This window comes from Thiocapsa sp. UBA6158, assembly GCF_002423035.1.
In the GTDB taxonomy this organism is placed as follows: domain Bacteria; phylum Pseudomonadota; class Gammaproteobacteria; order Chromatiales; family Chromatiaceae; genus Thiocapsa.
In genome coordinates this window covers 42648-63721 of record NZ_DIUM01000003.1, presented here as the reverse complement: position 1 = coordinate 63721, position 21074 = coordinate 42648, and the positions used below count along the sequence as shown (strand labels likewise).

Annotated in this window: 20 protein-coding genes; 10 read left to right on the top strand and 10 right to left on the bottom strand. The window is 63.9% G+C overall.

Going from position 1 to position 21074, the window contains the following annotated elements; all coding sequences use genetic code 11:
* Window positions 1–75 precede the first annotated feature (75 nt).
* From B4N44_RS00535 to surE, 9 genes are all read right to left on the bottom strand, one after another.
* Window positions 76–222 (bottom strand): hypothetical protein, encoded by a 147-nt coding sequence (locus B4N44_RS00535; RefSeq protein ID WP_296695620.1) that lies wholly within the window; start codon window positions 220–222, stop codon window positions 76–78.
* A 72-nt stretch (window positions 223–294) separates the two neighbouring features.
* On the bottom strand, window positions 295–1209 hold the full coding sequence (gene ccoP, locus B4N44_RS00530; RefSeq protein ID WP_296695618.1) for a cytochrome-c oxidase, cbb3-type subunit III: 915 nt from the start codon (window positions 1207–1209) through the stop codon (window positions 295–297).
* Window positions 1196–1411, bottom strand: a complete 216-nt coding sequence (locus B4N44_RS00525) for a cbb3-type cytochrome c oxidase subunit 3 (RefSeq protein WP_296695617.1) — start codon at window positions 1409–1411, stop codon at window positions 1196–1198. The genes ccoP and B4N44_RS00525 overlap by 14 nt, the downstream gene beginning before the upstream one ends.
* The gene (ccoO, locus tag B4N44_RS00520) at window positions 1404–2150 is read right to left on the bottom strand and encodes a cytochrome-c oxidase, cbb3-type subunit II (RefSeq protein WP_296695615.1); all 747 of its coding nucleotides are present in this window, start codon (window positions 2148–2150) and stop codon (window positions 1404–1406) included. Before ccoO ends, B4N44_RS00525 begins: the two co-directional genes overlap by 8 nt.
* 18 nt (window positions 2151–2168) lie before the next feature.
* Window positions 2169–3602 carry a cytochrome-c oxidase, cbb3-type subunit I gene (gene ccoN, locus B4N44_RS00515; protein ID WP_296695613.1) on the bottom strand — a complete coding sequence of 478 codons (1434 nt, stop codon included), beginning with the start codon at window positions 3600–3602 and terminating at the stop codon, window positions 2169–2171.
* A 227-nt stretch (window positions 3603–3829) separates the two neighbouring features.
* Entirely contained in the window at window positions 3830–4864 is a 1035-nt protein-coding gene (gene rpoS, locus B4N44_RS00510) for an RNA polymerase sigma factor RpoS (protein WP_296695610.1), read from the bottom strand.
* A 30-nt stretch (window positions 4865–4894) separates the two neighbouring features.
* Window positions 4895–5794, bottom strand: a complete 900-nt coding sequence (locus B4N44_RS00505) for a peptidoglycan DD-metalloendopeptidase family protein (protein WP_296695607.1) — start codon at window positions 5792–5794, stop codon at window positions 4895–4897.
* Between the two features lie 15 nt (window positions 5795–5809).
* Window positions 5810–6442, bottom strand: a complete 633-nt coding sequence (locus tag B4N44_RS00500) for a protein-L-isoaspartate(D-aspartate) O-methyltransferase (RefSeq protein ID WP_296695748.1) — start codon at window positions 6440–6442, stop codon at window positions 5810–5812.
* Window positions 6443–6471: 29 nt separating this feature from the next.
* Window positions 6472–7221, bottom strand: a complete 750-nt coding sequence (gene surE, locus B4N44_RS00495) for a 5'/3'-nucleotidase SurE (RefSeq protein ID WP_296695605.1) — start codon at window positions 7219–7221, stop codon at window positions 6472–6474.
* Between the two features lie 303 nt (window positions 7222–7524).
* Here surE and B4N44_RS00490 point away from each other — a divergent pair, with 303 nt between their 5' ends.
* From B4N44_RS00490 to lgt, 3 genes are all read left to right on the top strand, one after another.
* Complete coding sequence (locus tag B4N44_RS00490; protein ID WP_296695602.1) at window positions 7525–8073, top strand: Smr/MutS family protein; 549 nt, start codon at window positions 7525–7527, stop codon at window positions 8071–8073.
* A 187-nt stretch (window positions 8074–8260) separates the two neighbouring features.
* Window positions 8261–10183 carry a hypothetical protein gene (locus B4N44_RS00485; protein WP_296695601.1) on the top strand — a complete coding sequence of 641 codons (1923 nt, stop codon included), beginning with the start codon at window positions 8261–8263 and terminating at the stop codon, window positions 10181–10183.
* Window positions 10184–10324: 141 nt separating this feature from the next.
* Window positions 10325–11155 carry a prolipoprotein diacylglyceryl transferase gene (lgt, locus tag B4N44_RS00480; RefSeq protein ID WP_296695599.1) on the top strand — a complete coding sequence of 277 codons (831 nt, stop codon included), beginning with the start codon at window positions 10325–10327 and terminating at the stop codon, window positions 11153–11155.
* Between the two features lie 168 nt (window positions 11156–11323).
* On the opposite strand, the gene rpsT is transcribed toward lgt, so the two are convergent.
* Window positions 11324–11587 carry a 30S ribosomal protein S20 gene (gene rpsT / locus B4N44_RS00475; protein ID WP_093026946.1) on the bottom strand — a complete coding sequence of 88 codons (264 nt, stop codon included), beginning with the start codon at window positions 11585–11587 and terminating at the stop codon, window positions 11324–11326.
* Between the two features lie 523 nt (window positions 11588–12110).
* Here rpsT and B4N44_RS00470 point away from each other — a divergent pair.
* The 7 genes from B4N44_RS00470 to B4N44_RS00440 all read left to right on the top strand — a co-directional run bounded on the left by B4N44_RS00470 (window position 12111) and on the right by B4N44_RS00440 (window position 21071).
* Complete coding sequence (locus B4N44_RS00470) at window positions 12111–12389, top strand: glycine zipper domain-containing protein (RefSeq protein WP_296695592.1); 279 nt, start codon at window positions 12111–12113, stop codon at window positions 12387–12389.
* A 270-nt stretch (window positions 12390–12659) separates the two neighbouring features.
* Entirely contained in the window at window positions 12660–14195 is a 1536-nt protein-coding gene (murJ, locus tag B4N44_RS00465; RefSeq protein ID WP_296695590.1) for a murein biosynthesis integral membrane protein MurJ, read from the top strand.
* A gap of 127 nt (window positions 14196–14322) precedes the next feature.
* The gene (ribF, locus tag B4N44_RS00460) at window positions 14323–15321 is read left to right on the top strand and encodes a bifunctional riboflavin kinase/FAD synthetase (RefSeq protein ID WP_296695588.1); all 999 of its coding nucleotides are present in this window, start codon (window positions 14323–14325) and stop codon (window positions 15319–15321) included.
* Window positions 15322–15457: 136 nt separating this feature from the next.
* Window positions 15458–18289: an isoleucine--tRNA ligase gene (gene ileS / locus B4N44_RS00455; protein WP_296695585.1), complete on the top strand. Its 2832-nt coding sequence runs from the start codon at window positions 15458–15460 to the stop codon at window positions 18287–18289.
* Between the two features lie 70 nt (window positions 18290–18359).
* On the top strand, window positions 18360–18842 hold the full coding sequence (lspA, locus tag B4N44_RS00450) for a signal peptidase II (protein WP_296695584.1): 483 nt from the start codon (window positions 18360–18362) through the stop codon (window positions 18840–18842).
* Complete coding sequence (gene rimK / locus B4N44_RS00445) at window positions 18839–19744, top strand: 30S ribosomal protein S6--L-glutamate ligase (RefSeq protein WP_296695582.1); 906 nt, start codon at window positions 18839–18841, stop codon at window positions 19742–19744. Before lspA ends, rimK begins: the two co-directional genes overlap by 4 nt.
* A 283-nt stretch (window positions 19745–20027) precedes the next feature.
* Complete coding sequence (locus B4N44_RS00440) at window positions 20028–21071, top strand: succinylglutamate desuccinylase/aspartoacylase family protein (RefSeq protein ID WP_296695581.1); 1044 nt, start codon at window positions 20028–20030, stop codon at window positions 21069–21071.
* Window positions 21072–21074: the final 3 nt, after the last annotated feature.

Sequence of the window (21074 nt, the reverse complement as noted above, 5' to 3'; positions counted from 1 at the left end):
GGAAGCTATTTACGGTACAAAAAAAGGGGGATCTCAGATCCCCCTCGATGAGGTGTCAGCACGCCCGACTCATCGTCAATGCTCGTTGTTCTTATGCGCCTGCGCATCCCGGTTCATCAAGGTGATCACCTTGTAGACCAGAAACACGATGATCAGGATCGCGATGATCACCATCGCGATCGACATCAAGGTCACGAAGTCCCACGTCAGTCCTCCGGTCATGCCGATCTCCTCCCCTTCTCCCCCCTGTTGTCCGCGGGCCGGCGCGCCGGCCCGTGCATCACCCTACCGGATTCACCCGCCGCCACCGAGCTGGTTAACATAGATGGCGAGCTTCTTGATATCCTGATCGTCCAACTTGCGGACCTCGACATCGTCCACCTTCGCCACCGAGCCGAAGGCCGGCATCACCGCATCTCGTGTCTCGGGAACGCCGGGCTGGTTGACGCCATACATGATCGTGTGACGCGCACTCTCGAAGCCACCGGGCTCGAAGCGCCAGATGCTGTCGGTCAGATTCGCCGCGCCGACACTCACGATCTCGCCATCCCCCAGCTCGACCAGCACGCCGTTCGCCTTCTCGCCGTGACAGGCGTTGCAGCCCTTAGCGGTATACAGCTCCCAACCCTCAGCACTGCCTGCGCCGCCTTCGGTCATCTCGACGACCCAGTGTGCAAGCGCATCGATCTCCTCTTGGGAGAGGATCGTCGCATGAGCGGTCATGGCACCCTTGCGCCCGTTCGTAATGGTCTCGGTGAGCTTCGCGATCGAGCCACCGAAAAGCCAGTCGTCGTCGGCCAAAACGGGATACCCGGGATTGCCTTGTCCGCCGCTGCCGTGACACGCCGAACAGTAATCGCCGAACAGCACCTTTGCCGATGCCAGGGTGTACTGCAGCAGCCCCGGATCAGCGATGATCTCCTCGGCGGTCATCTGGCTGATCTGCTCTTCGAACGGGCCGCGCTTCGCGTCGACCTGAGCGACTCCCTGCTCGTACTCCTGAATCTGCGTCCACCCCAAGAGCCCGGGCGTCGCCTGCTGACCGACCGGCCAGCTCGGATAGAGGATCGTGTAGACGATCACGAAGAGGATGGACGCCCAGAATCCGAGCATCCACCACCGCGGCGGCGGATTCGCCAATTCCCGCAGGTTGTCGTCCCAGATATGCCCGGTATTGTTCTCGCCGGGAAAGGGGTTATTTTCGGCCATGTGGATCTCCGGTGTTCTCGTTGTCCTCGTCGAACGGGATGTGTTTCATGGCTTCGAGCTTTTCCCGGTTCTTGGGACGAAAGACGTAGAAGTAGGCACCAACCATCAGCAGGAAGATGACGACGGTGAGGATCGTGCCGATCCAATCGTTCGTCGTCATCGCCTGCCAATCGGTCTGAAAATAGTCGCCGAGACTATTCACGGTAGGTCTTGGACTCGTCGAGGGCAACCATGGTGCCGAGGACCTGCATGTAGGTCACCAACGCATCCATTTCCGTCTTGCCTTCCACCAGCGCCGGTGCAGCCTCGATATCGGCATCCGAATAGGGCACGCTGATGGTCTGCATGCCGCGCATATGACGCTGCATCTTCTCGCCGCTCAAATAGTTCTCGTCCAACCAGGGGTAGCCCGGCATTACGGACTCAGGGACCAAGGAGCGCGGCGCACGCATGTGCTGACGCTGCCATTCGTCCGAGTACTTGCCGCCCACCCGCGCGAGATCCGGCCCGGTGCGCTTTGAACCCCACTGGAAGGGGTGATCGAACATCGACTCGGAGGCCAAGGAGTAGTGCCCGTAGCGCTCGCGCTCGTCACGGAAGGGACGAATCATCTGCGAATGACACAGATAACACCCCTCGCGCTGATAGATGTCGCGGCCGGCGAGCTCAAGGGCCGTGTAGGGACGCATCCCCTCGCCGGTCTTCCAGTTCCATTGCTGCTGACCGGCCTCGTCGACCGTCACGATCGGCTCTTTTCCGGCCTTGTCCCACACGATCTCCGGGTAGGTGTTGTGCTCCATGGTGTTCTTCATATAGAAGAGCGGGACGATCTCGACCAGCCCGCCCACGGACAGCACCAAGGCCGTCACGATAAGCAGGCCCCAGATATTGACTTCCATCCATTCCTGAAAGGACTTCGGCTTCGTCTTTTTATCGGCCATGAGATGCTACTCCGGGGATCATGCCGCTGCCGGCAAGGCACGCGCCTTGCTCAGGCTGCCTTCGGACAACGACTTGCGCACGGTCATCAAGATGTTGAAGAGCATCACGATGGCACCGAGCAGGAAGATCGCACCACCGACGGTTCGCATGGCGTAGTAGGGGTGCATCGCGTCTACGGACTCGACGAAGGTGTAGGCCAAGGTGCCGTACTCGTCGTAAGCCCGCCACATCAATCCCTGCATAATCCCCGAGACCCACATGGCCACGATATAGATCACGGTGCCGATCGTCGCCGTCCAGAAATGGAAGTTGATCAGGCGCACCGAATACATCTCGGTGTGGTACAGACGTGTCATGAGGTGGTAGATGGCACCGATCGAGATGCCGGCCACCCAACCCAGGGCACCCGAGTGCACGTGACCGATGGTCCAGTCCGTGTAATGGGAGAGTGCGTTGACCGTCTTCAACGACATGACCGGACCTTCGAAGGTCGACATGGCGTAGAAGGCGAGTGCGATGATCAGGAAGCGCAAGACATAGTCGGTCCGCAGCCGATCCCATGCCCCGGAGAGGGTCATCATGCCGTTCACGGCACCGCCCCAAGAAGGAATGATCATCGCGATGGAGACCGCAGCCCCGAGCGACCCGGTCCAATCGGGCAGCGCAGTGTATTGTAGATGATGCGCACCGAGCCAGACATAGCCGAACATCAAGGCCCAGAAATGGATGACCGAAAGACGGTAGGAGTAGATCGGACGTCCCGCCTGCTTCGGCACGAAGTAGTACATGATCCCGAGGAATCCGGCCGTCAGGTAAAACCCGACCGCATTATGTCCCCACCACCACTGGATCATGGCATCCTGGACGCCCGAGAAGATCGAATAGGATTTGAAAAGTCCGACCGGGATGGCCAGGCTGTTTACCACGTGCAGGTAGACGATCATGATCATCATGCCGAGGAAGAACCAGTTCGACACGTAGATGTGCGAGGACTTCCGGTTGGCGATCGTCATCACGAAGTTGATGGTGAACGAGAGCCACACGACGGCGATCAGGATGTCGACCGGCCATTCGAGTTCGGCATATTCCTTGGACTGGGTCAGACCCAACGGGAGGGTGATGACGGCCAGAACAATGACCAGGTTCCAACCCCAAAAGGTAAACCACGCCATCTTGTCGCTCCAGAGGCGTGCGCCGCAGGTGCGTTGGACGGTATAGAAGGCAGTGGCCATCAGGGTACAGCCGCCGAAGGCGAAGATGACGGCGTTGGTGTGGAGCGGGCGCAGACGCCCGAACGATAAATAGGGGCTATCCAGATTCAGTGCCGGCCAAGCCAGCTCCGCTGCGATATAGACCCCGACAGCCGCGCCCACCACCAGGTAGACGACAGCCATGACCGTGAACCAGCGCACAACGTCGAAGTTGTACTTCCGTTCCAGACTGGCTTCCATTAGACCCTCCCAGAAAACGTCGGGAAAACAACAAAGATTATAAGGCGATCCAGCCGTCTCGTGATGTCGCTCCATCGGGCGACAGTGCGCGGCTCATATCACTGGATCAGAGTCCTAAAGTCAACAGAGGAGCAGGGCATCCGACCTGATCCATATGGGATATACCGCTACAGTCATTGACCTGGATCAGTTCTCAGGTGGGGAATCACGGATCCGGACAAACGGTATCACTTAAAAAAAGCGTCGATCGAAAACCCTTCTTTTTCCAGGATATCGCGCAGGCGCCGCAACGCATCCATCTGGATCTGACGCACCCGCTCTCGGGTCACACCCAGCTCCTGTGCGACGCTCTCGAGGGTCGAGTTCTCGTAACCATGCAGACCGAAGCGACGCTCCACCACCTCGCGCTGCTTGCCGTTGAGCTTTCCGAGCCAGTGCACGAGATTGGCTTGAATATCGATGTCCTGGATGCGGTCGGCAGGATCGTCGGCGGCCTCGTCCTGGAGCATGTCGACTAGGGGCTTGTCGGCATCCTTGCTGTAGGGCGTGTCCACCGACGCGATGCGCTCGTTCAGCCCGAGCATCCGCTTGACCTCGCCGATCGGCTTGTCGAGCAGGACCGCGATGTCCTCCGTGGTTGGCTCATGATCCAGCCGTTGCGAGAGTTTTCGCGCCGCCTTGAGATAGATGTTGATTTCCTTCACGACATGAATCGGCAGACGCACGGTCCGCGTCTGGTTCATGATCGCCCGCTCGATCGTCTGACGGATCCACCAAGTGGCATAGGTGGAGAAACGAAACCCTCGCTCCGGGTCGAATTTCTCCACGGCACGGATCAGCCCGAGGTTGCCCTCTTCGATCAGATCCAACAGCGGGAGGCCTCGATTGAGATAGCGCCGAGCGATCTTCACCACCAACCGGAGGTTGCAGACGATCATGCGGTGGCGCGCGGCGTTGTCGCCGCTCTGGGCTGCCCGCGCGAGACTGACCTCTTCCTCCGCGGTGAGGAGCTTGGACTCCCCGATTTCGTTCAGGTAGAGACGGGTCGCATCGAAATCGCCTTCGCCCGAGCTGAAGCGCTCGGCGGCGCGTTCGGTGGCCGCCGGCTCGATCGGCTCGGACTCGACCGGATCGGCCTCGTCGGAGTCGGTCTCCACGTCGGTCGGCTCGGAGTCCTCGCCGTCGAGCAGGATCTCGCCGTCAAGGTCCGAGGCGAGATCGGCAACATCGACCTTGGGCTCACGAGCGTCGGCTCTTGACATCCACATCTTCCTCCGTCGGGTCGGACGCGGTTACGTGCGCGGAGGCAGATAGAGTAGCGGGTCGACGGCGGTGCCGTCTCGGCGAATCTCGAAGTGCAGTAAGTAGCCGCCCCCGTCGACCGCTTGACCTACTTCCGCGACCGCCTGTCCACGCTTGACCCGATCCCCCTCGGCAACGAGCAATCTGCGATTGAACCCGTAAGCGCTCAGATATTTGTCGTTATGTTTGATGATGATAAGGTTGCCGTACCCTTTGAGTCCACCGCCGCTGTAGACGACCTGGCCATCGCCTGCGGCCTTCACCTGCTCGCCGGCGCGCCCGCGGATCCGGATGCCTTGGCGCGTGCGGTCGCCGGCGCTGAACCTCTGCATGAGCGAGCCCTCGAGCGGCCACGCCCAGGCCACGCCGGAGGCCGCGGCGGGGCGGGGCGCCGCCTTGCGAGGCACGTCTCGCGCAGCAGTCTCCGAGCCGGCCGCCTGTGGCGGACTCGCCGCAGGCGCCGGTACAGCGACCACAGCCGGGTTGCTCGGAGCCGCGGATGGCTGCGGCGCGGGCGAACCGTCCGGGGGCACCACCCGAAGGAGTCGACCGGCATAGATCGAGTAGGGTGACTCCAGACCATTCCAACCCGCGAGCGTCCGAACACCCAGGCCGTGCCGAGTCGCGACCTCGCTGAGCGTGTCGCCACGGCGGATGAGGTAGTAGCCGTCCGGAACAGGACCGACCCAGTCCCAGCCGCCGACCGGTGCCGGCGCCTTGGAGGCACAGCCTCCGAGCAGTGCGATCATGAACAGGGCAAGGACGCAGAGGCCGATCGACAGCCTCGCAAGACGCCGCACCGCATGCGCGACAGCGCCGTCGCAGGCCACCGACAGCGATAGCGTCCATCCGCACGTCGAGGCTGCACGGGTATGCTCCAGACCGAGCATCCGGATCTCCTTCTTTTAAGACACGCCCGAAACCAGGGGCACGAAACTGACCGGCTCGAGGACCTCCTGCTCGAAGCCTTGAGCGGTGCGCGTGACACGCAGAAGCACCTGAGACTCCCCTTCCCAGATCGGCAGGATCATGACGCCGCCGGGCGCCAACTGCTCGGCCAAGATGCGCGGAACTCCGCGCGGCGCCGCCGTCACCAGGATGCCGTCGAAGGGGGCATACTCGGGCCAGCCCAGCGCACCGTCGTCATGGCGAAAGCGAATATTTCGATATTCGAGCAGGCGCAGTCGATCCCGAGCGCGCTCGAGCAAGGCCCCGATTCTCTCGACGCTGTAGACGCGACGCACCAACGATGCGAGAACCGCCGTTTGAAACCCCGAGCCCGTGCCGATCTCGAGCACGGTATCGGGCTTGGATGGCTCCATCAACGCCTGGGTCATCCGCGCGACCGTGTAGGGTTGCGAGATGGTTTGGCCGTGGCCGATCGGCAGCGCCGAGTCCTCGTACGCCCGGCTCGCCAACGCCTCGTCGACGAACAGATGGCGCGGCAATCGACGGATCACATCGAGGAGCTCGGGCATGCGGATCCCCGACTCTTCAAGACGCTGAATCAAGCGAGCGCGGGTGCGCTGCGAGGTCATCCCGATCCCTTGGTGCGCAGTCCCGGCGCTCAAGGGCGCACATCCAACCATTGGCGAATGGATTCCAACGCACTGTGTCGGGTCAGGTCCACCTGCAAGGGGGTGATCGAGACGAAACCGCTGCGCACGGCGAAGAAATCCGTGCCGAGTCCGGCGTCCTGCTCCGGACCGGCGGGTCCGACCCAATAGATGCGACGCCCGCGCGGATCCAGTGCCGGGACGACGGCCTCCGCCTTGTGCCGGTGCCCCAAGCGGGTCGCGACGAAACCCTTGATCCGATCGTACGGAACATCCGGTACGTTGACGTTCAGGATAATGGTGGACTCGAGCGGCGCCTCCCGCAACCGGGTGACCAGCTGAACCGCCACTGCCGCGCCGGTTTCAAGGTGCTGCGGCTCGTGCGCGTACATGGAGACCGCAATCGCCGGCAGCCCGAGGAAGCGCCCCTCGGTGGCGGCCGCAACGGTCCCGGAATAAAGCACGTCGTCGCCGAGATTCGGACCGTGATTGATCCCGGCCACCACGATATCCGGATCGACATCGACCAGGCCGGTCAAGGCCAGGTGAACGCAATCCGTCGGGGTCCCGTCGACACGGATATAACCGTTCGCCATTCGGGTTGCCCGCAGCGGCACATCCAGCGTCAAAGAGTTGCTGGCGCCGCTGCGGTCGCGCTCGGGCGCCACGACGAGGACATCCCCGAGCGCGGAAAGGGCGTCGGCAAGCCTGATTAGGCCCGGCGACTGGTAGCCGTCGTCGTTGCTCACGAGAATCTTCATGTCGTCCTAAACCGCATCCGAAGAAAACCGATACTCGATCAGGGCCCACCGCGCCGGGGCGGCCTGGATCATACTCAAAAGCACCCTGACCGGCACCCCGCGCGCTTAGGCCCGCCTCGGCCGGGCAGCGCTGCTATACTGCGGCGCCGAACGACGACTCCACCCGAGCCGATGCAGCCGGTCGAGAGCGACCCGGCGGATGCCGTCGTGATCATGCCTGCGGACTTTCGCCTCCTCGAGATGTCCTAAGCCGGACCCACGGGCGACCCCTTCCGTCGAAGCGCAACGATACCCTGTCCAGACATGAAGAAACAAATCCAAGAATCTGATTTGGCATTGTTTCGCGAGCATGTCCAGGACGCCGAGCCGGTTCGCCATGACCAGGTCGAGCATGAGCGGCGCCGCCCGCCGCCCGTCCCGCGTCCGCGCCCCGTCGAGTTGCCCGAGGCACAAGGCGACACCCTGTTGTCCGAGTCGGAGGTGGAGACGCATGAATTTCTCCTCTTCACGCGCCCGGGTGTCCAGCGGCGCCTGATGGCCGAGTTGCAGCGCGGCGGCATCGAGGTCGGACTGGAGCTCGACCTGCACGGACTGCACGCCGAGCAGGCGCGCGGACTCCTCGCCGAGTTCCTTGCCGAATGCGCCCGGCGGCACGTCCGCTGCGCCCTCATCGTCCACGGCAAGGGCTATCGCTCGGCCGGCCGGCAGCCGGTGCTCAAACAGAAGGTCAATTATTGGCTGCGTCTCTACGAAGAGGTGCTGGCCTTCTGCTCAGCCACGCGACGCGACGGGGGGACCGGCGCCGTCTATGTCCTGCTGCGCAACCCGAGCAAGTCGAGCCGGACGCCCTGAGCCCGTGCCGTCCCTCGCCGTGATTGTCGATCACACCGCACGGAATCCGAGCCATCCGACGGGCACGACAGGCCTTCGGGCATGGCACGAAACCACGGTCGACGTCCTGCGGATCATCGCGATCCTGATCCTTGTTCCCGCGGAAGCCGGAGCGTCAGGGGGAGAGGGAGGGTCCGGTGGGCCGATCATGGGACTCGCCTATCAACCCTATGTCGGCCAATGGAGCGCGTCCCCCGACAACCCCTTCGCACCCGACCGACTCTACACCCCGGCGTTCAACAGCTATCGCGGCGGCATCTCCTTGACCCGGCCGCACGCCGGCCTCTGGGCGGCCCGCCAGCAGGTGGCACTGCATTTCGATCGAGAAGGCCGGGTGAGTCGGATCGAGGCGCAAGGCGTCTTGGACCTGGACCTCTCCGCGCTCCGGGACGCGAGCGCAAGCGCGTGGAGCCGAACCTATTTCAAGCACTTCGAGGGCCCGACACCGCAGACCGCGGTCTCGGTCGATCATCGGGGATCGGTCTATCGCCAGCTCGCGTTTTTGGTGCGGGAGGCCGGCGGAGCCCCGCTGACCCTCTCCACCTACGGCACCGGGTTCGACCTCGGCTATTGGCGCAAACTCGGCGCGGAGGACTTCGTGGCGCTACCGGTCTGGGCCGAGAACCGGGTCGACTTCTTCGCCGCCGATGCGGAAACGCCGACAACCCAAACCGCGATCGACGAACTCTATGTCTACTTCCCGCCCGAGGCGACCTTTGTCGCCCCGGCCCCGCACCGCGTCATCCTGGAAACGACCGGAACGGCCGGGCATGATCTCGCGCTTGCGGCGGTCCATCTGCGCATCTTCAAGCCGGCCGATCAAGACGCGCCCGGGGCCGTCCTGAATCCCGGCTTCTTCCTCGGCGACGCCAACGCGCAGAACGCGCTCGCTGCCGCCGAGATCAACGCAAGCGCCGGCAAGACACTCCTGACGATCAAGCAGGGTGTGCCGAACATCGCCGTCGACGGCACCCTGATCAACCCGCGCATGCGTTTCGCCATCCGCTCCGCACTCGCCCAAGCACAGGTCGCCAACGAACGCCACCCGGGGACAGTCACCCACCTGATCGTCTCCAATGAGTATGCCGAGGTCGCCGCACCGCTCGGCGACACCATGACGCCGACCCGACAGGTGACCGAGATGGTGCGCTTCGCCCGCGCGCAGATGGCGCCCGGCGGCGACTTCGAGGGACTCGGACTCGCCGTCGGGGTCCGGAGCCATGGCTTCCGGGGCGCGGATGCCGACTCGGTCGATCCTGCGATCCGACGATTTACGCAGGATGTGCGCGAGCTGATCCGGGTCGCGGACGTCCTCATGGAGAACATCTATCCAAGCCCGGAGGCGGTGGAGCAGGCGCGAAGGACCGGTCATTGGGACGTCGTCTTCGACCGCGAAGACGGCGAGCTGACGATCCAGTGGCGCCGGTTGGAGGCGTCGATCGCGGGTCTCGCCGACGGCAAGAGGGTCGAGCTCATGATCGGCGAGATCGGTCATCCGACCAACGGCATCGCCTTCAACCTCCCGGGCTATCTCCTCGGCGCTCGGTCAGTTGCATCCGGATCGGCATTCGCCCGTGTTCGCGAGCATCTCGCCGACGGCGACACCCGTATCGAACCGCCGGGCATCGACGTCTTCCAGGCGTACTTCAACACCTCGACGAGCGCCGACTTCTTGACCGAGGCATTCCGCTGGTCGCGAGACACAGGGGTTCAGATCCACGCCTTCGAGGCCTTCGACGAGCCCCACAAATCAGCCCGGAATCTGCCGCTCGCGGGTCTCGGTCTCGCGGAATCGACATTGAATCATCGCGGGAGCTATGGGGCCGAAGGCTTCTACGGGATCTTCCGATACACGGGCGTCGCCGGCTTCTCCGCAACGTCCCCGGGTCCGATCACGCCCGGGGCCAAGCTTCTCGACCCGCTCCCCGAGGATCGAGAGGGGGGCGTTCCGCAGTGGGCATCTCAGTTCGCCGGGCAGCTCCATTCCAAACTGCCGGACTTCGACTTCCGAGGCACGGCGCATGCGTTCGTCCGGGGCGTGCCGACCCCGGAGCCCGGACTCGGCGATTGATCACGTCGACGATTCACTGTCGGGCGTCAAGCGGGATTGCCGGACAGGGGTTGCCGGACGGATGCCGCCCCGGCGCTCGGTGCGATGCGTCTCGAAACTTAAATCTTCCAACCCGAAACCGCCCTGTATACTAGCGCCACCATGTTGACCTACCCCGATATCGATCCCGTCGCACTCGGCCTTGGACCCCTGCGGATCCACTGGTACGGGCTCATGTACCTCGTCGGATTCGCTGCCGCCTGGATACTGGGACGCTGGCGGGCAGGCTGCCCCGGGTCGGGCTGGACCACCGAGATGGTCGACGATCTCATCTTCTACGGTGTCATCGGGACGATCGTCGGGGGGCGGCTCGGCTACATGCTCTTCTACGGGCTCGACCAACTGGCCGCGAACCCGCTGAACCTCCTTAAGGTCTGGGAAGGCGGAATGGCCTTCCACGGCGGGCTGATCGGGGTCTTGATCGCGATCTACTTGTTCGCGCGCCGCCATCGCATGCGGTTCTTCCAGGTCGGCGACTTCCTCGCCCCGCTCGTGCCTCTGGGCCTGTTCGCCGGGCGAATCGGCAACTTCATCAATGGCGAACTCTGGGGTCACCGGACCGATCTCCCCTGGGGGATGCGCCTGCCCTGCCTGGAATTTCCGGCGCAATGCGCGGATCTCCCCCAAGGGACGGTGTGGAGCATCCCGGTGCATGCCTCGCAGCTCTATCAGGCCGCGCTCGAGGGTCTTGCGCTCTTCATTGTCCTCTGGATCTTTTCCGGCAAACCGCGTCCCATGATGGCCATCTCCGGGGTTTTCCTGCTCGGCTACGGGCTTTCCAGGTTCGCCGCCGAACTCATACGCGTGCCGGACGCCCATATCGGCTATCTCGCCTTCGATTGGCTGACCATGGGGCAATTGCTGTCGACGCCCATGATTCTGTTCGGTGCATTGCTGCTCGCGCTCGCCTACGGACGTCGGACGTCGTCGTAGTCCAAGTCACTCCGGGCGCAGGTGGCCGGCTGTCGCGGGACACTCGTTTTTGGATTTCACGGTGCTGGCGGCTGGCGGCTCTCTTTGATTCTCGCCCGCGAAGGCATAAAAAAACCGGCCTTGAAGGCCGGTTTTTTTTATGCGCCGGAGATCGGTGCCGAACAGTGACTAACTCATGCCCTTGATGTGGGCATTCATCCGGCTCTTGTGACGAGCGGCCTTGTTGGCATGGATGAGACCCTTGCGCGCGGCCCTGTCAATACGCGGAACCGCATCCTTGAAGGCTTGGACGGCAGCTTCTTTGTCGCCGGCCTGGATGGCTTTGATGACCTTCTTCATGAAGGTACGCAGGGTGCTTCGCTGCGAGGCATTCTGCTGACGACGGTCTTCCGACTGACGGGCGCGCTTGCGGGCTTGTGCTGAGTTGGCCAAAGGGGTCTCCTGAAAATCCGGCGCTCTAGTGCTGTAATTCGAGTAAAGACCGCGTAGTATCCATGCGCCCTCGGGTGCTGTCAATGCGTGCGTGGCACTGTTGCGCTGCGCGCGGGGGCCGAGTCGCCTGACTGATCCGACAGAGCCGCGTTGCGCCTCGCCGAAGAGCCGGCTAACCTGATCCTGCACACCGGACTCCAGCATCCGAACGCCGCGCTTATCGCCTCCATCCACCCGCCGCCGTTCGGCTCATGTCAACACTCGAGACGCGGCACGGCGCGGCACGGATGACCCGCCGGCCTCCCGACTGGAAGCCGCACTCGCCCGAGAGCCCGGCCGTGGGTCAGACGCAACTGCCTGTGCCCGGCTCTTCGGAAGCCGCGCGCGGCACAGGACGACCGACTTGAATTCCTCGTGTTCTATCCCAGATCTCGTCAGTCAAGACCTCAAACCGCGTCTTCCCGGAACGAGCCGCATCCATCCTCAAAGAGCAAGTACGACCAGTCATTCGGAGATCGGAAGCATGAAGACCATACCTTTGTTTTTGAGTATTATTTTATCCGCTGCCCTCGTCGGCTGCGGCACCACCACAGCCTCCCGGACCACGACCGGAGCGGCCGCCGGTGCCGCCACTGGCGCAGCCATCGGATCACTCAGCGCCAATGCCGGTCGCGGTGCTCTGATCGGCGCCGGCGTCGGGGCGCTCGGCTCCTTCGCGTACGATCAGCATGAGAAGGAGCTTCAACAACAACGGGACCGCGCGGCATGGGAGGCACAGCGTAACCAGCAGCAGTACCGGTAAAGACCCACGAACGACTGACAACCCGTAGGCCGAGACGTCCGTCACCCGAGCGGTCGGCTTACGGGCCAACACCCATGGGGACGACACGCCTTCGCTGCTGCGGACACGACACCGCCTCTCCGGACATCGAGGCGAACTCGCTGCGTCGTTCACATCCGAGACCTTGAAGAGACGCATTTGACCGACGCGCTTCGCCAAATCCGATAGATCGATCGCCGCCGCCCTCACCACACCCCTATAATCCGCGCTTTTTGCGGAGTCCCATCAGCCGTGGCCTCACTCGCCGCCTCGATCGCCAAGGTCGGTAGCAACACCTTTCTCTCGCGGGTCCTCGGCTTCGTGCGCGACCTGGTGGTCGCCCGAATCTTCGGCGCAGACGCCGGAACGGACGCCTTCTTCGTCGCCTTCAAGATCCCGAACTTCATGCGCCGACTGTTTGCCGAAGGCGCCTTCTCCATGGCCTTCGTGCCGGTACTCAACGAGTACAAGGAGAAGCGCGGCTTCGAGGCCCTGAAAGCCTATGTGGATGCGGTCGCCGGAACGCTCGGTGCCGTGCTGCTGCTGGTCACGGTGCTCGGCGTGCTCGGCGCGCCGGTGTTGATTCTGGTCTTCGCACCGGGCTTCGTGCACGATCCCGAGCAGTTGACCCTCGCCACCGAGATGCTGCGCCTGACCTTTCCCTATCTCTTGTTCATCTCCCTGACCGCCTTCGCCGGCGGCATCCTCAATACCTACGAGCGTTTCGGCATCCCGGCCTTCACGCCCGTTCTGCTCAACATCTCGCTGATCCTCTGCGCCGTCTATCTCGCACCGCTGATGGACAGGCCGATCGTCGCGCTGGCCTGGGGCGTCTTCATCGCCGGAATTGCGCAACTACTCTTTCAGATCCCCTTCCTGCGACAGCTCAAGCTGCTGCCGCGCCCGCGCTTGGCGACGACGGATCCGGGCGTGCGCAAGACCGTCAAGCTGATGGTACCCGCACTCTTCGGGGTCTCGGTCGGTCAGATCAGCCTGCTGCTCGATACCCTGCTGGCGTCTTTCCTGGTCACCGGGAGCATCTCCTGGCTCTATTACTCCGACCGGCTGATGGAATTTCCCTTGGGTATTCTCGCCGTAGCGCTGGCGACGGTGATCCTGCCGCGCCTGTCTCAGCGTCACGCGGCGGATGATCCGGTTGCCTTCTCCTACACCATGGACTGGGCACTGCGTTGGGTGTTGTTGCTGGGCGTACCCTGCGCCGTCGGCCTTCTGCTCCTGGCCGGACCCATGATCGCGACACTCTTCTATTCCGGCGAGTTCGGCGCGAACGATGTCGAGAAGGCCAAACTGAGTCTCATGGCCTACTCGCTCGGTCTGGTTGCCTTCATGGGAATCAAGGTGTTGGCGCCCGGTTACTATGCCCGTCAGGACATGAAAACCCCGGTGCGGATCGCGGTCATCGCGCTTGTGACCAACATGGTCTTCAACCTGATCCTGATGGTCCCCTTCGGTCATGCCGGGCTTGCGGCGGCCACGACGATCGCGGCCATCACCAACGCCGGCTTGCTGCTGCGCGGCCTGCTGAAGGAACGCATCTTTCGCCCGGAGCGCACATGGATCCCGCTGATGATCAAGGCGATAGTCGCCAACCTCCTGATGGGGCTGATCATCTATTGGGGTGTGGGCACAACCGCGGACTGGATCGCGATGGGTCTCGGCGAGCGCATCTGGCGCCTGCTGATGTGGATTCTGATCGGCGGGGCTGTCTATGCCGGCGCACTCCTGACCTTGGGCATTCGCCCGCGGCACTTCATGGGACGGGAATAGGTCGGGGTCGCCGGACGCGGCCGATCGGGGATCGGCAGTCGACTCGACCGGATAAGGCCCGCTTGACGGTTCGGGACGTCGCAGTGCTCGCGTATACTGACGCTCCGGCTTCCCGAGGCAGATGGCAATGCGGCTGATCCGAGGCTTACACAACCTGCGCCAGACCGACCGAGGTTGCGTTGCGACCATCGGCAACTTCGACGGTGTCCACTTGGGCCACCGGACCGTCTTCCAGCGGCTGTTGGCGCGCGGACGCGAGCTCGGTCTGCCGGCGACCGTCATCACCTTCGAGCCGCAACCGATGGAGTTCTTCGCGCCCGAGTCGGCGCCCGCACGGCTCACGCGGCTGCGCGAAAAGCTGGCGGCGATCCAGGACTGCGGCATCGAACGGGTGATGCTCCTCGAGTTCAACCCGAAACTCGCCGGGATGGGTGCACGCGACTTCGTGCAGCGACTCCTGCTCGACGGGCTCGGCGTACGTTATCTCTTGGTCGGCGACGACTTCCGATTCGGTCGCGGTCGCGAAGGGGACTATGCCCTGCTGCACGCGATGGGACAGGCCGGCCGGAACGACGATAGCGGATTCGAGGTCGAGGATCTGCACACCATCACCCACGGCGCCGAGCGGATCAGCAGCACCCGGGTGCGCGATGCGCTCGGTCGCGGCGACCTCGAGCACGCCCGTCACCTGCTCGGACGCCCCTACCGGATGCAGGGTCGCGTCTCCCACGGTGCCAAACGCGGTCGCAGCATCGGCTTTCCGACCGCGAACATCGACCTGCACCGCCGTTTCAGCCCGGTGCGCGGCGTTTACGCCGTCATGGTGTCCGGGCTCGGCCCGACCCCGCTCCCGGGTGTGGCCAACGTCGGCACACGCCCGACCGTCAACGGCAAGGACTATCGACTCGAGGTGCATCTCTTCGACTTCGACCGGGAGATCTACGGACATCACTTGGAGGTCGAATTTCAGCTGAAGCTGCGCGACGAGAAGCGGTTCGAGTCATTCGATGCGCTCAAGGATCAGATTCAGGTCGATGCGCGGGTAGCACGCGAGTATCTCAGGTCCGCCGCGCCGCATGACCCGGACAGCCGCCTCCGCCCCCCCGTCGCCGGCCTCCAGCCCTGAGTCGGCTCGGGGCTCGTACCCGGGCGCGATCACCTTTGCCTCGCACGGCCGAGCAAGCCACAATCCTCCTTTGTTCGCCCCGGAGCCCGTTCGAGGATCCTACGCAACCCCTTCCGACGCACCGAGACCAAGCCACGTGACCGACTACAAAGACACCCTGAACCTCCCGAACACGGGCTTCCCGATGAAGGCGAACCTCGCCCAGCGCGAGCCCGCGATGCTCGAACACTGGGAGTCGATGGCGCTCTACGCCCTGATCCGCCAGGCCCGCGCGGGCGCTCCGACCTTCATCCTGCACGACGGCCCGCCCTACGCGAACGGCGAGATCCATATCGGTCATGCGGTCAACAAGGTGCTCAAGGACATCATCGTCAAGGCGCGCACGCTCGACGGATTCGATGCGCCCTATGTGCCCGGCTGGGACTGTCACGGCCTGCCGATCGAGCTGCAGGTCGAGAAGAAGAAGGGTAAACCGGGACACAAGATCAGCGTCGCGGAGTTTCGTCTCGCCTGCCGCGACTATGCCGCCAAGCAGATCGACGGCCAGCGCGCCGACTTCAAGCGTCTCGGCGTCCTCGGCGACTGGGAGAACCCCTATCTGACGATGGACTTCGCCTTCGAGGCCGAAATCATCCGCTCGCTCGGGCGCATCATCGCCAACGGTCATGTGCAGAAGGGCTTCAAGCCGGTGCACTGGTGCATCGACTGCGGATCGGCCCTGGCCGAGGCCGAGGTCGAGTATGCCGACAAGCAATCGATCGCGATCGACGTGCGCTTCCCGGTGGTCGAGCCCGAGTCGCTCGCCGCACGCTGTCACGGCACGCCCAACGGCTGCGGCGAAGGTCCGGCATCGATCGTGATCTGGACCACGACGCCCTGGACACTCCCGGCCAACCAAGCGGTCGCACTCAATCCTGAGCTTGAATACGTGGTCGTCGCGGTCGAGTCCGCGCAGGGCCACGAGCGCCTCATCGTCGCCGAGGGTCTGCTCAAGGACACCATGGACCGCTGGGGGATCGATCAGTATCGGGTGCTCGGCTACGGCCGCGGGATCGACTTCGAGGGACTCAAGCTAAAGCACCCCTTCTACGACCGCGAGGTGCCCGTGATCGTCGGCGAGCATGTGACGCTCGATGCCGGCACCGGAGCCGTGCATACCGCGCCCGGTCACGGTCTGGATGACTATATCGTCGGTCAGCGCTATCACCTGCCGGTCCACAACCCGGTCGGCGGGGATGGGCGTTTTCTGCCCGACACGCGGCTCTTCGCGGGCGAGAACGTCTTCAAGGCCAACGAGCAGGTCGTCGAGACCTTGAAGGCCAAGGGTGCACTGCTGCTGGCGACCCGCTTCACCCACAGTTATCCACATTGCTGGCGTCACAAGACGCCGATCATCTTCCGCGCCACGCCTCAGTGGTTCATCAGCATGGAGAAGCAGGGTCTGCGCAAGGCCGCCCTGCGCGAGATCGGCCATGTGAGCTGGATACCCGATTGGGGTCAGAGCCGCATCGAAGGGATGGTTCAAGGCCGGCCGGACTGGTGTATCTCGCGCCAGCGCACCTGGGGCGTGCCCATCACGCTCCTCGTCCACAAGGTCACGGGCGAGCTGCACCCGCGCACCGCCGAGCTGATCGAGGAGGTCGCGAGCCGGGTCGGGCAGCAGGGCATCGAGGCCTGGTTCGCGCTCGCGCCGGCCGACCTGCTCGGCGAGACCGAAGGTGCCGAGTACGAGAAGGTCCAGGACACACTGGATGTCTGGTTCGACTCGGGCGTCACTCACGCCTGCGTGCTCGAGCATCGCGACGGGCTGCATGCGCCCGCCGATCTCTATCTTGAAGGCTCGGATCAACATCGCGGCTGGTTCCAAAGCTCGCTCATGACCTCGGTGGCCATGCATGAGCGCGCGCCCTACCGTGAAGTCCTCACCCACGGCTTCACGGTCGATGCCAAGGGCGAGAAGATGTCCAAGTCCAAGGGTAATGTGGTCAAGCCGCAGGATGTGATGAAGACACTGGGGGCGGACATCATCCGTCTGTGGGTCGCGGCGACCGACTACCGCGCCGAGATGAGCGTCAGCGACGAGATCCTCAAACGTACCGCGGACGCCTATCGACGCATCCGCAACACAGCACGTTTCCTGCTCGCCAACCTCAACGGCTTCGATCCGGCGACCGATCGGGTTGCACCCGAGGCCATGATCGAGCTGGACCGCTGGGCGGTGGATCGCGCCTTCCGGCTTCAGGAGGAGATCATCGAGGCCTATCGCGACTACCAGTTCCACCTCATCTATCAGAAGGTCCAGCAATTCTGTGTCGTCGACATGGGCTCCTTTTATCTGGACGTCATCAAGGACCGTCAATACACCACGCCGGCGAACAGCCTGCCGCGTCGCTCCTGCCAGAGCGCGATGTACCACATCGCCGAGGCGATGAGCCGTTGGCTTGCCCCGATCCTCAGCTTTACCGCCGAGGAGATCTGGCAACACCTGCCGGGCGAGCGCGCCGAGACCGTCTTCGTCGAGACCTGGTACGCGGGGCTCTTCCCGCTCGCCGACGGCGACCCCATGGACCGCGCCTTCTGGGATCAGGTCATCGCGACCCGGCTGGCCGTCGGACCCGCGCTGGAGACCGCACGCAAGGCCGGGCTGATCGGCTCGTCGCTGGATGCCGAGCTTGATCTCTATTGTGACGATCCACTCTGCGCCCTGCTCGGGCGCCTCGGGGGTGAGCTGCGCTTCGCGCTCATCACCTCGGAGGTGCGTCTGCACCCCGTCAGCGCGCGTTCTTCTGAGGCGCTCGACACCGACCTGACGGGACTTTCCGTTCAGGTGACGCCCTCGCCGAACACCAAGTGCGTGCGCTGCTGGCATCATCGCCCGGATGTCGGCACACACGCCGAACATCCGGAGCTGTGCGGGCGCTGTGCGGAGAATGTCGCCGGCAGCGGCGAGATCCGCCGCTATGCCTAAGGCGCATGCATCGCCGAAGGCCGGTTCGGCGACTGGTTCGGCGACCGGCTCGAGCACCACAGGCGCCGTCATGAAACACTGGCTCTGGCTCTCGCTCGTCGTCCTGGTGCTGGATCAGGGCACCAAGTGGCTGGTGCTGGGTCTGCTCGAGCCCTTCGAGGTCATCGAGCTGATCCCGAATTTCAACCTGACCCTGATGTTCAACACCGGCGCCGCCTTCAGCTTCCTGGCCGATGCCGGCGGTTGGCAGCGCTGGCTGTTCGCACTCGTCGCCGTCGGCATCACGATCGGTCTCACCGTCTGGCTGCTGCGTCTGAAGTCAGGCGAGGGTTGGCTGGCCCTCGGCTTGGCGCTTCTCATCGGCGGGGCCGTCGGCAACCTGATCGACCGGGTGCTGCTCGGTCACGTGGTCGACTTTATTCAGGTGTATCTTCCCCTCATCCCGCTCGCCCTCTTCAATCCCTGGCCCTCGTTCAACATCGCGGACAGCGCCATCAGTGTCGGCGTGGTGATCATGCTGACCACGACCCTGGTGACGCCCGAAAAGTCATGAAGATCGCCATCCTCTCGCGCAATCCGACCCTCTACTCGACCCGTCGCATCGTCGAGGCTGCGCGTGCGCGGGGACACGAGACCAAGGTCGTCGACGTCCTGCGCTGCTACATGAACATCACCTCGCACGCCCCATCCATTCACTATCGGGGCGAAGAGCTCGGCGACTTCGACGCCGTCGTCCCGCGCATCGGGGCCTCGGTGACCTTCTACGGCACGGCGGTGCTGCGTCAGTTCGAGATGCTCGGGGTTTACCCGTTGAACGAGTCGGTCGCCATCAGCCGCGCGCGCGACAAGCTGCGCTCGCTGCAACTGCTCTCGCGCAAGGGGATCGGCCTGCCCATCACCGGGTTCGCCCACGCACCGGACGATGTCGAGGATCTGATCAAGATGGTCGGCGGCGCCCCGCTGGTGATCAAGCTGTTGGAAGGCACCCAAGGCATCGGCGTGGTGCTCGCCGAGACTCAGCAGGCCGCCGAGAGCGTGGTCGAGGCCTTCATGGGCCTGAAGGTCAACATCCTGGTGCAGGAATACATCAAAGAGGCGAACGGCGCCGACATCCGCTGTTTCGTGATCGGCGACAAGGTGGTCGCGAGCATGAAGCGCCAGGCCAAGCCCGGCGAGTTTCGCTCCAATCTGCATCGCGGCGGGAGCGCATCGCTGATCCGCATCACGCCCGAGGAGCGCTCCACCGCCACCCGCGCGGCCAAAATCATGGGCCTGAACGTCGCCGGCGTAGACATCCTGCGCTCCAACCACGGCCCGGTGGTGATGGAGGTCAACTCGTCCCCGGGGCTCGAAGGGATCGAGCGGGCCACCGGCAAGGACATCGCCTCGCAAATGATCGAGCTCGTCGAGAAGAACGCCGCGCTCGGCAAGACCCGCACACGCGGGCAGGGGTGACGCCGGGGAAGCCGCCAGCCGCCGCATTATTCTGCATCGCCTTTGCGGCTCAACGGCTCCATTTAGGTGATCTCCGGGAAAAGGCATCACGACTGCACATGCCCGAAAGACCTGAGGGGGCTGTGCGTGCGAATAAATTCGCACCTACGCGCCGGTAGCTCCCTTTTCGGAAATCGCCTTGGACTGAAAGCCGATAGCTGGAGGCTGGAGGCAGAAAGCCAACCCCCACAAGATGGCGATTTCATGACAAGATCGTGGCGTCTGTCTCCAAGGACGCCAGCCGATGACCGCAGATTCAGTCACCATCGCCGGTCGCGAGATCCAGCCCGGAGAGCGCGCCCGGGTCGACATCCCGCTGCCTAATCTCTACACCACCACACCGGTCTTTATGCCGGTGCATGTGGTTCGAGGCCGAAAGCCCGGCCCCCGTCTGTTCGTCACGGCGTCCGTCCACGGCGACGAGATCAACGGGGTCGAGATCATCCGCCGGCTGATGCAGCAGAAGTCACTGAGCCGGCTGAGCGGTACCCTGCTCGCCGTGCCCGTCGTCAACGTCTACGGCTATGTCCGCCAATCGCGCTATCTCCCGGACCGGCGCGATCTCAACCGCAGCTTCCCCGGGTCGGAAAAGGGCTCACTCGCGGCACGCCTCGCCGCAACCCTCATCAGTGAGATTGTCGATGGCTCCACCCACGGGATAGACCTGCACACAGGCGCACTGCACCGCGAGAACCTGCCTCAGATCCGCGTCACGCTCAACGCCGGCGAGGACATGCCGGCGTTGGCGAAGGCATTCGAGACACCGGTCATCCTCGACGCGGAGGTGCGGCCCGGCTCGCTGCGTGCGGAGGCGGTAGCGCGCGACATCCCCATCCTGCTCTATGAGGGCGGCGAGGCGCTGCGTTTCCACGAATTCGCCGTGCGTGCGGGGCTGCGCGGCATCTTAGGCGTCATGCGCCACCTCGGGATGATCCGATCCACCGTACCGCGCCGCACCGTCGGACCCGAACCGCTCGTCGCCCGATCCAGCGTCTGGGTCCGTGCCCATCAAAGCGGCATTCTGCTCTCCCTCACCCCGCTCGGCGCCCATGTCAATAAGGGCGATACACTGGGCATCATCACGGACCCCTTCCGCCCGGTCGACGACCCGGTGCTCTCGCCGGTGAGCGGTATCGTCATCGGCCGCACCAACCTCCCGCTCATCACCGAAGGCGAGGCCCTTTATCACCTCGCCTGCTTCGGCAAGCCGGAGGCCGCCGCGGCCTTGTTGGAGCAGTACCGCGACGCACTCGACCCGGATGACGAGGATGGTACCGTCATTATTTGACGG

Bases quoted from the DNA above. Each gene is read 5' to 3' on its own strand.
- B4N44_RS00535 (WP_296695620.1), bottom strand. From the start codon at position 222: ATGACCGGAGGACTGACGTGGGACTTCGTGACCTTGATGTCGATCGCG.
- ccoP (WP_296695618.1), bottom strand. From the start codon at position 1,209: ATGGCCGAAAATAACCCCTTTCCCGGCGAGAACAATACCGGGCATATC.
- ccoO (WP_296695615.1), bottom strand. From the start codon at position 2,150: ATGGCCGATAAAAAGACGAAGCCGAAGTCCTTTCAGGAATGGATGGAA.
- ccoN (WP_296695613.1), bottom strand. From the start codon at position 3,602: ATGGAAGCCAGTCTGGAACGGAAGTACAACTTCGACGTTGTGCGCTGG.
- rpoS (WP_296695610.1), bottom strand. From the start codon at position 4,864: ATGTCAAGAGCCGACGCTCGTGAGCCCAAGGTCGATGTTGCCGATCTC.
- B4N44_RS00505 (WP_296695607.1), bottom strand. From the start codon at position 5,794: ATGCTCGGTCTGGAGCATACCCGTGCAGCCTCGACGTGCGGATGGACG.
- B4N44_RS00500 (WP_296695748.1), bottom strand. From the start codon at position 6,442: ATGACCTCGCAGCGCACCCGCGCTCGCTTGATTCAGCGTCTTGAAGAG.
- surE (WP_296695605.1), bottom strand. From the start codon at position 7,221: ATGAAGATTCTCGTGAGCAACGACGACGGCTACCAGTCGCCGGGCCTA.
- B4N44_RS00490 (WP_296695602.1), top strand. From the start codon at position 7,525: ATGAAGAAACAAATCCAAGAATCTGATTTGGCATTGTTTCGCGAGCAT.
- B4N44_RS00485 (WP_296695601.1), top strand. From the start codon at position 8,261: ATGGGACTCGCCTATCAACCCTATGTCGGCCAATGGAGCGCGTCCCCC.
- lgt (WP_296695599.1), top strand. From the start codon at position 10,325: ATGTTGACCTACCCCGATATCGATCCCGTCGCACTCGGCCTTGGACCC.
- B4N44_RS00470 (WP_296695592.1), top strand. From the start codon at position 12,111: ATGAAGACCATACCTTTGTTTTTGAGTATTATTTTATCCGCTGCCCTC.
- ribF (WP_296695588.1), top strand. From the start codon at position 14,323: ATGCGGCTGATCCGAGGCTTACACAACCTGCGCCAGACCGACCGAGGT.
- lspA (WP_296695584.1), top strand. From the start codon at position 18,360: ATGAAACACTGGCTCTGGCTCTCGCTCGTCGTCCTGGTGCTGGATCAG.
- rimK (WP_296695582.1), top strand. From the start codon at position 18,839: ATGAAGATCGCCATCCTCTCGCGCAATCCGACCCTCTACTCGACCCGT.
- B4N44_RS00440 (WP_296695581.1), top strand. From the start codon at position 20,028: ATGACCGCAGATTCAGTCACCATCGCCGGTCGCGAGATCCAGCCCGGA.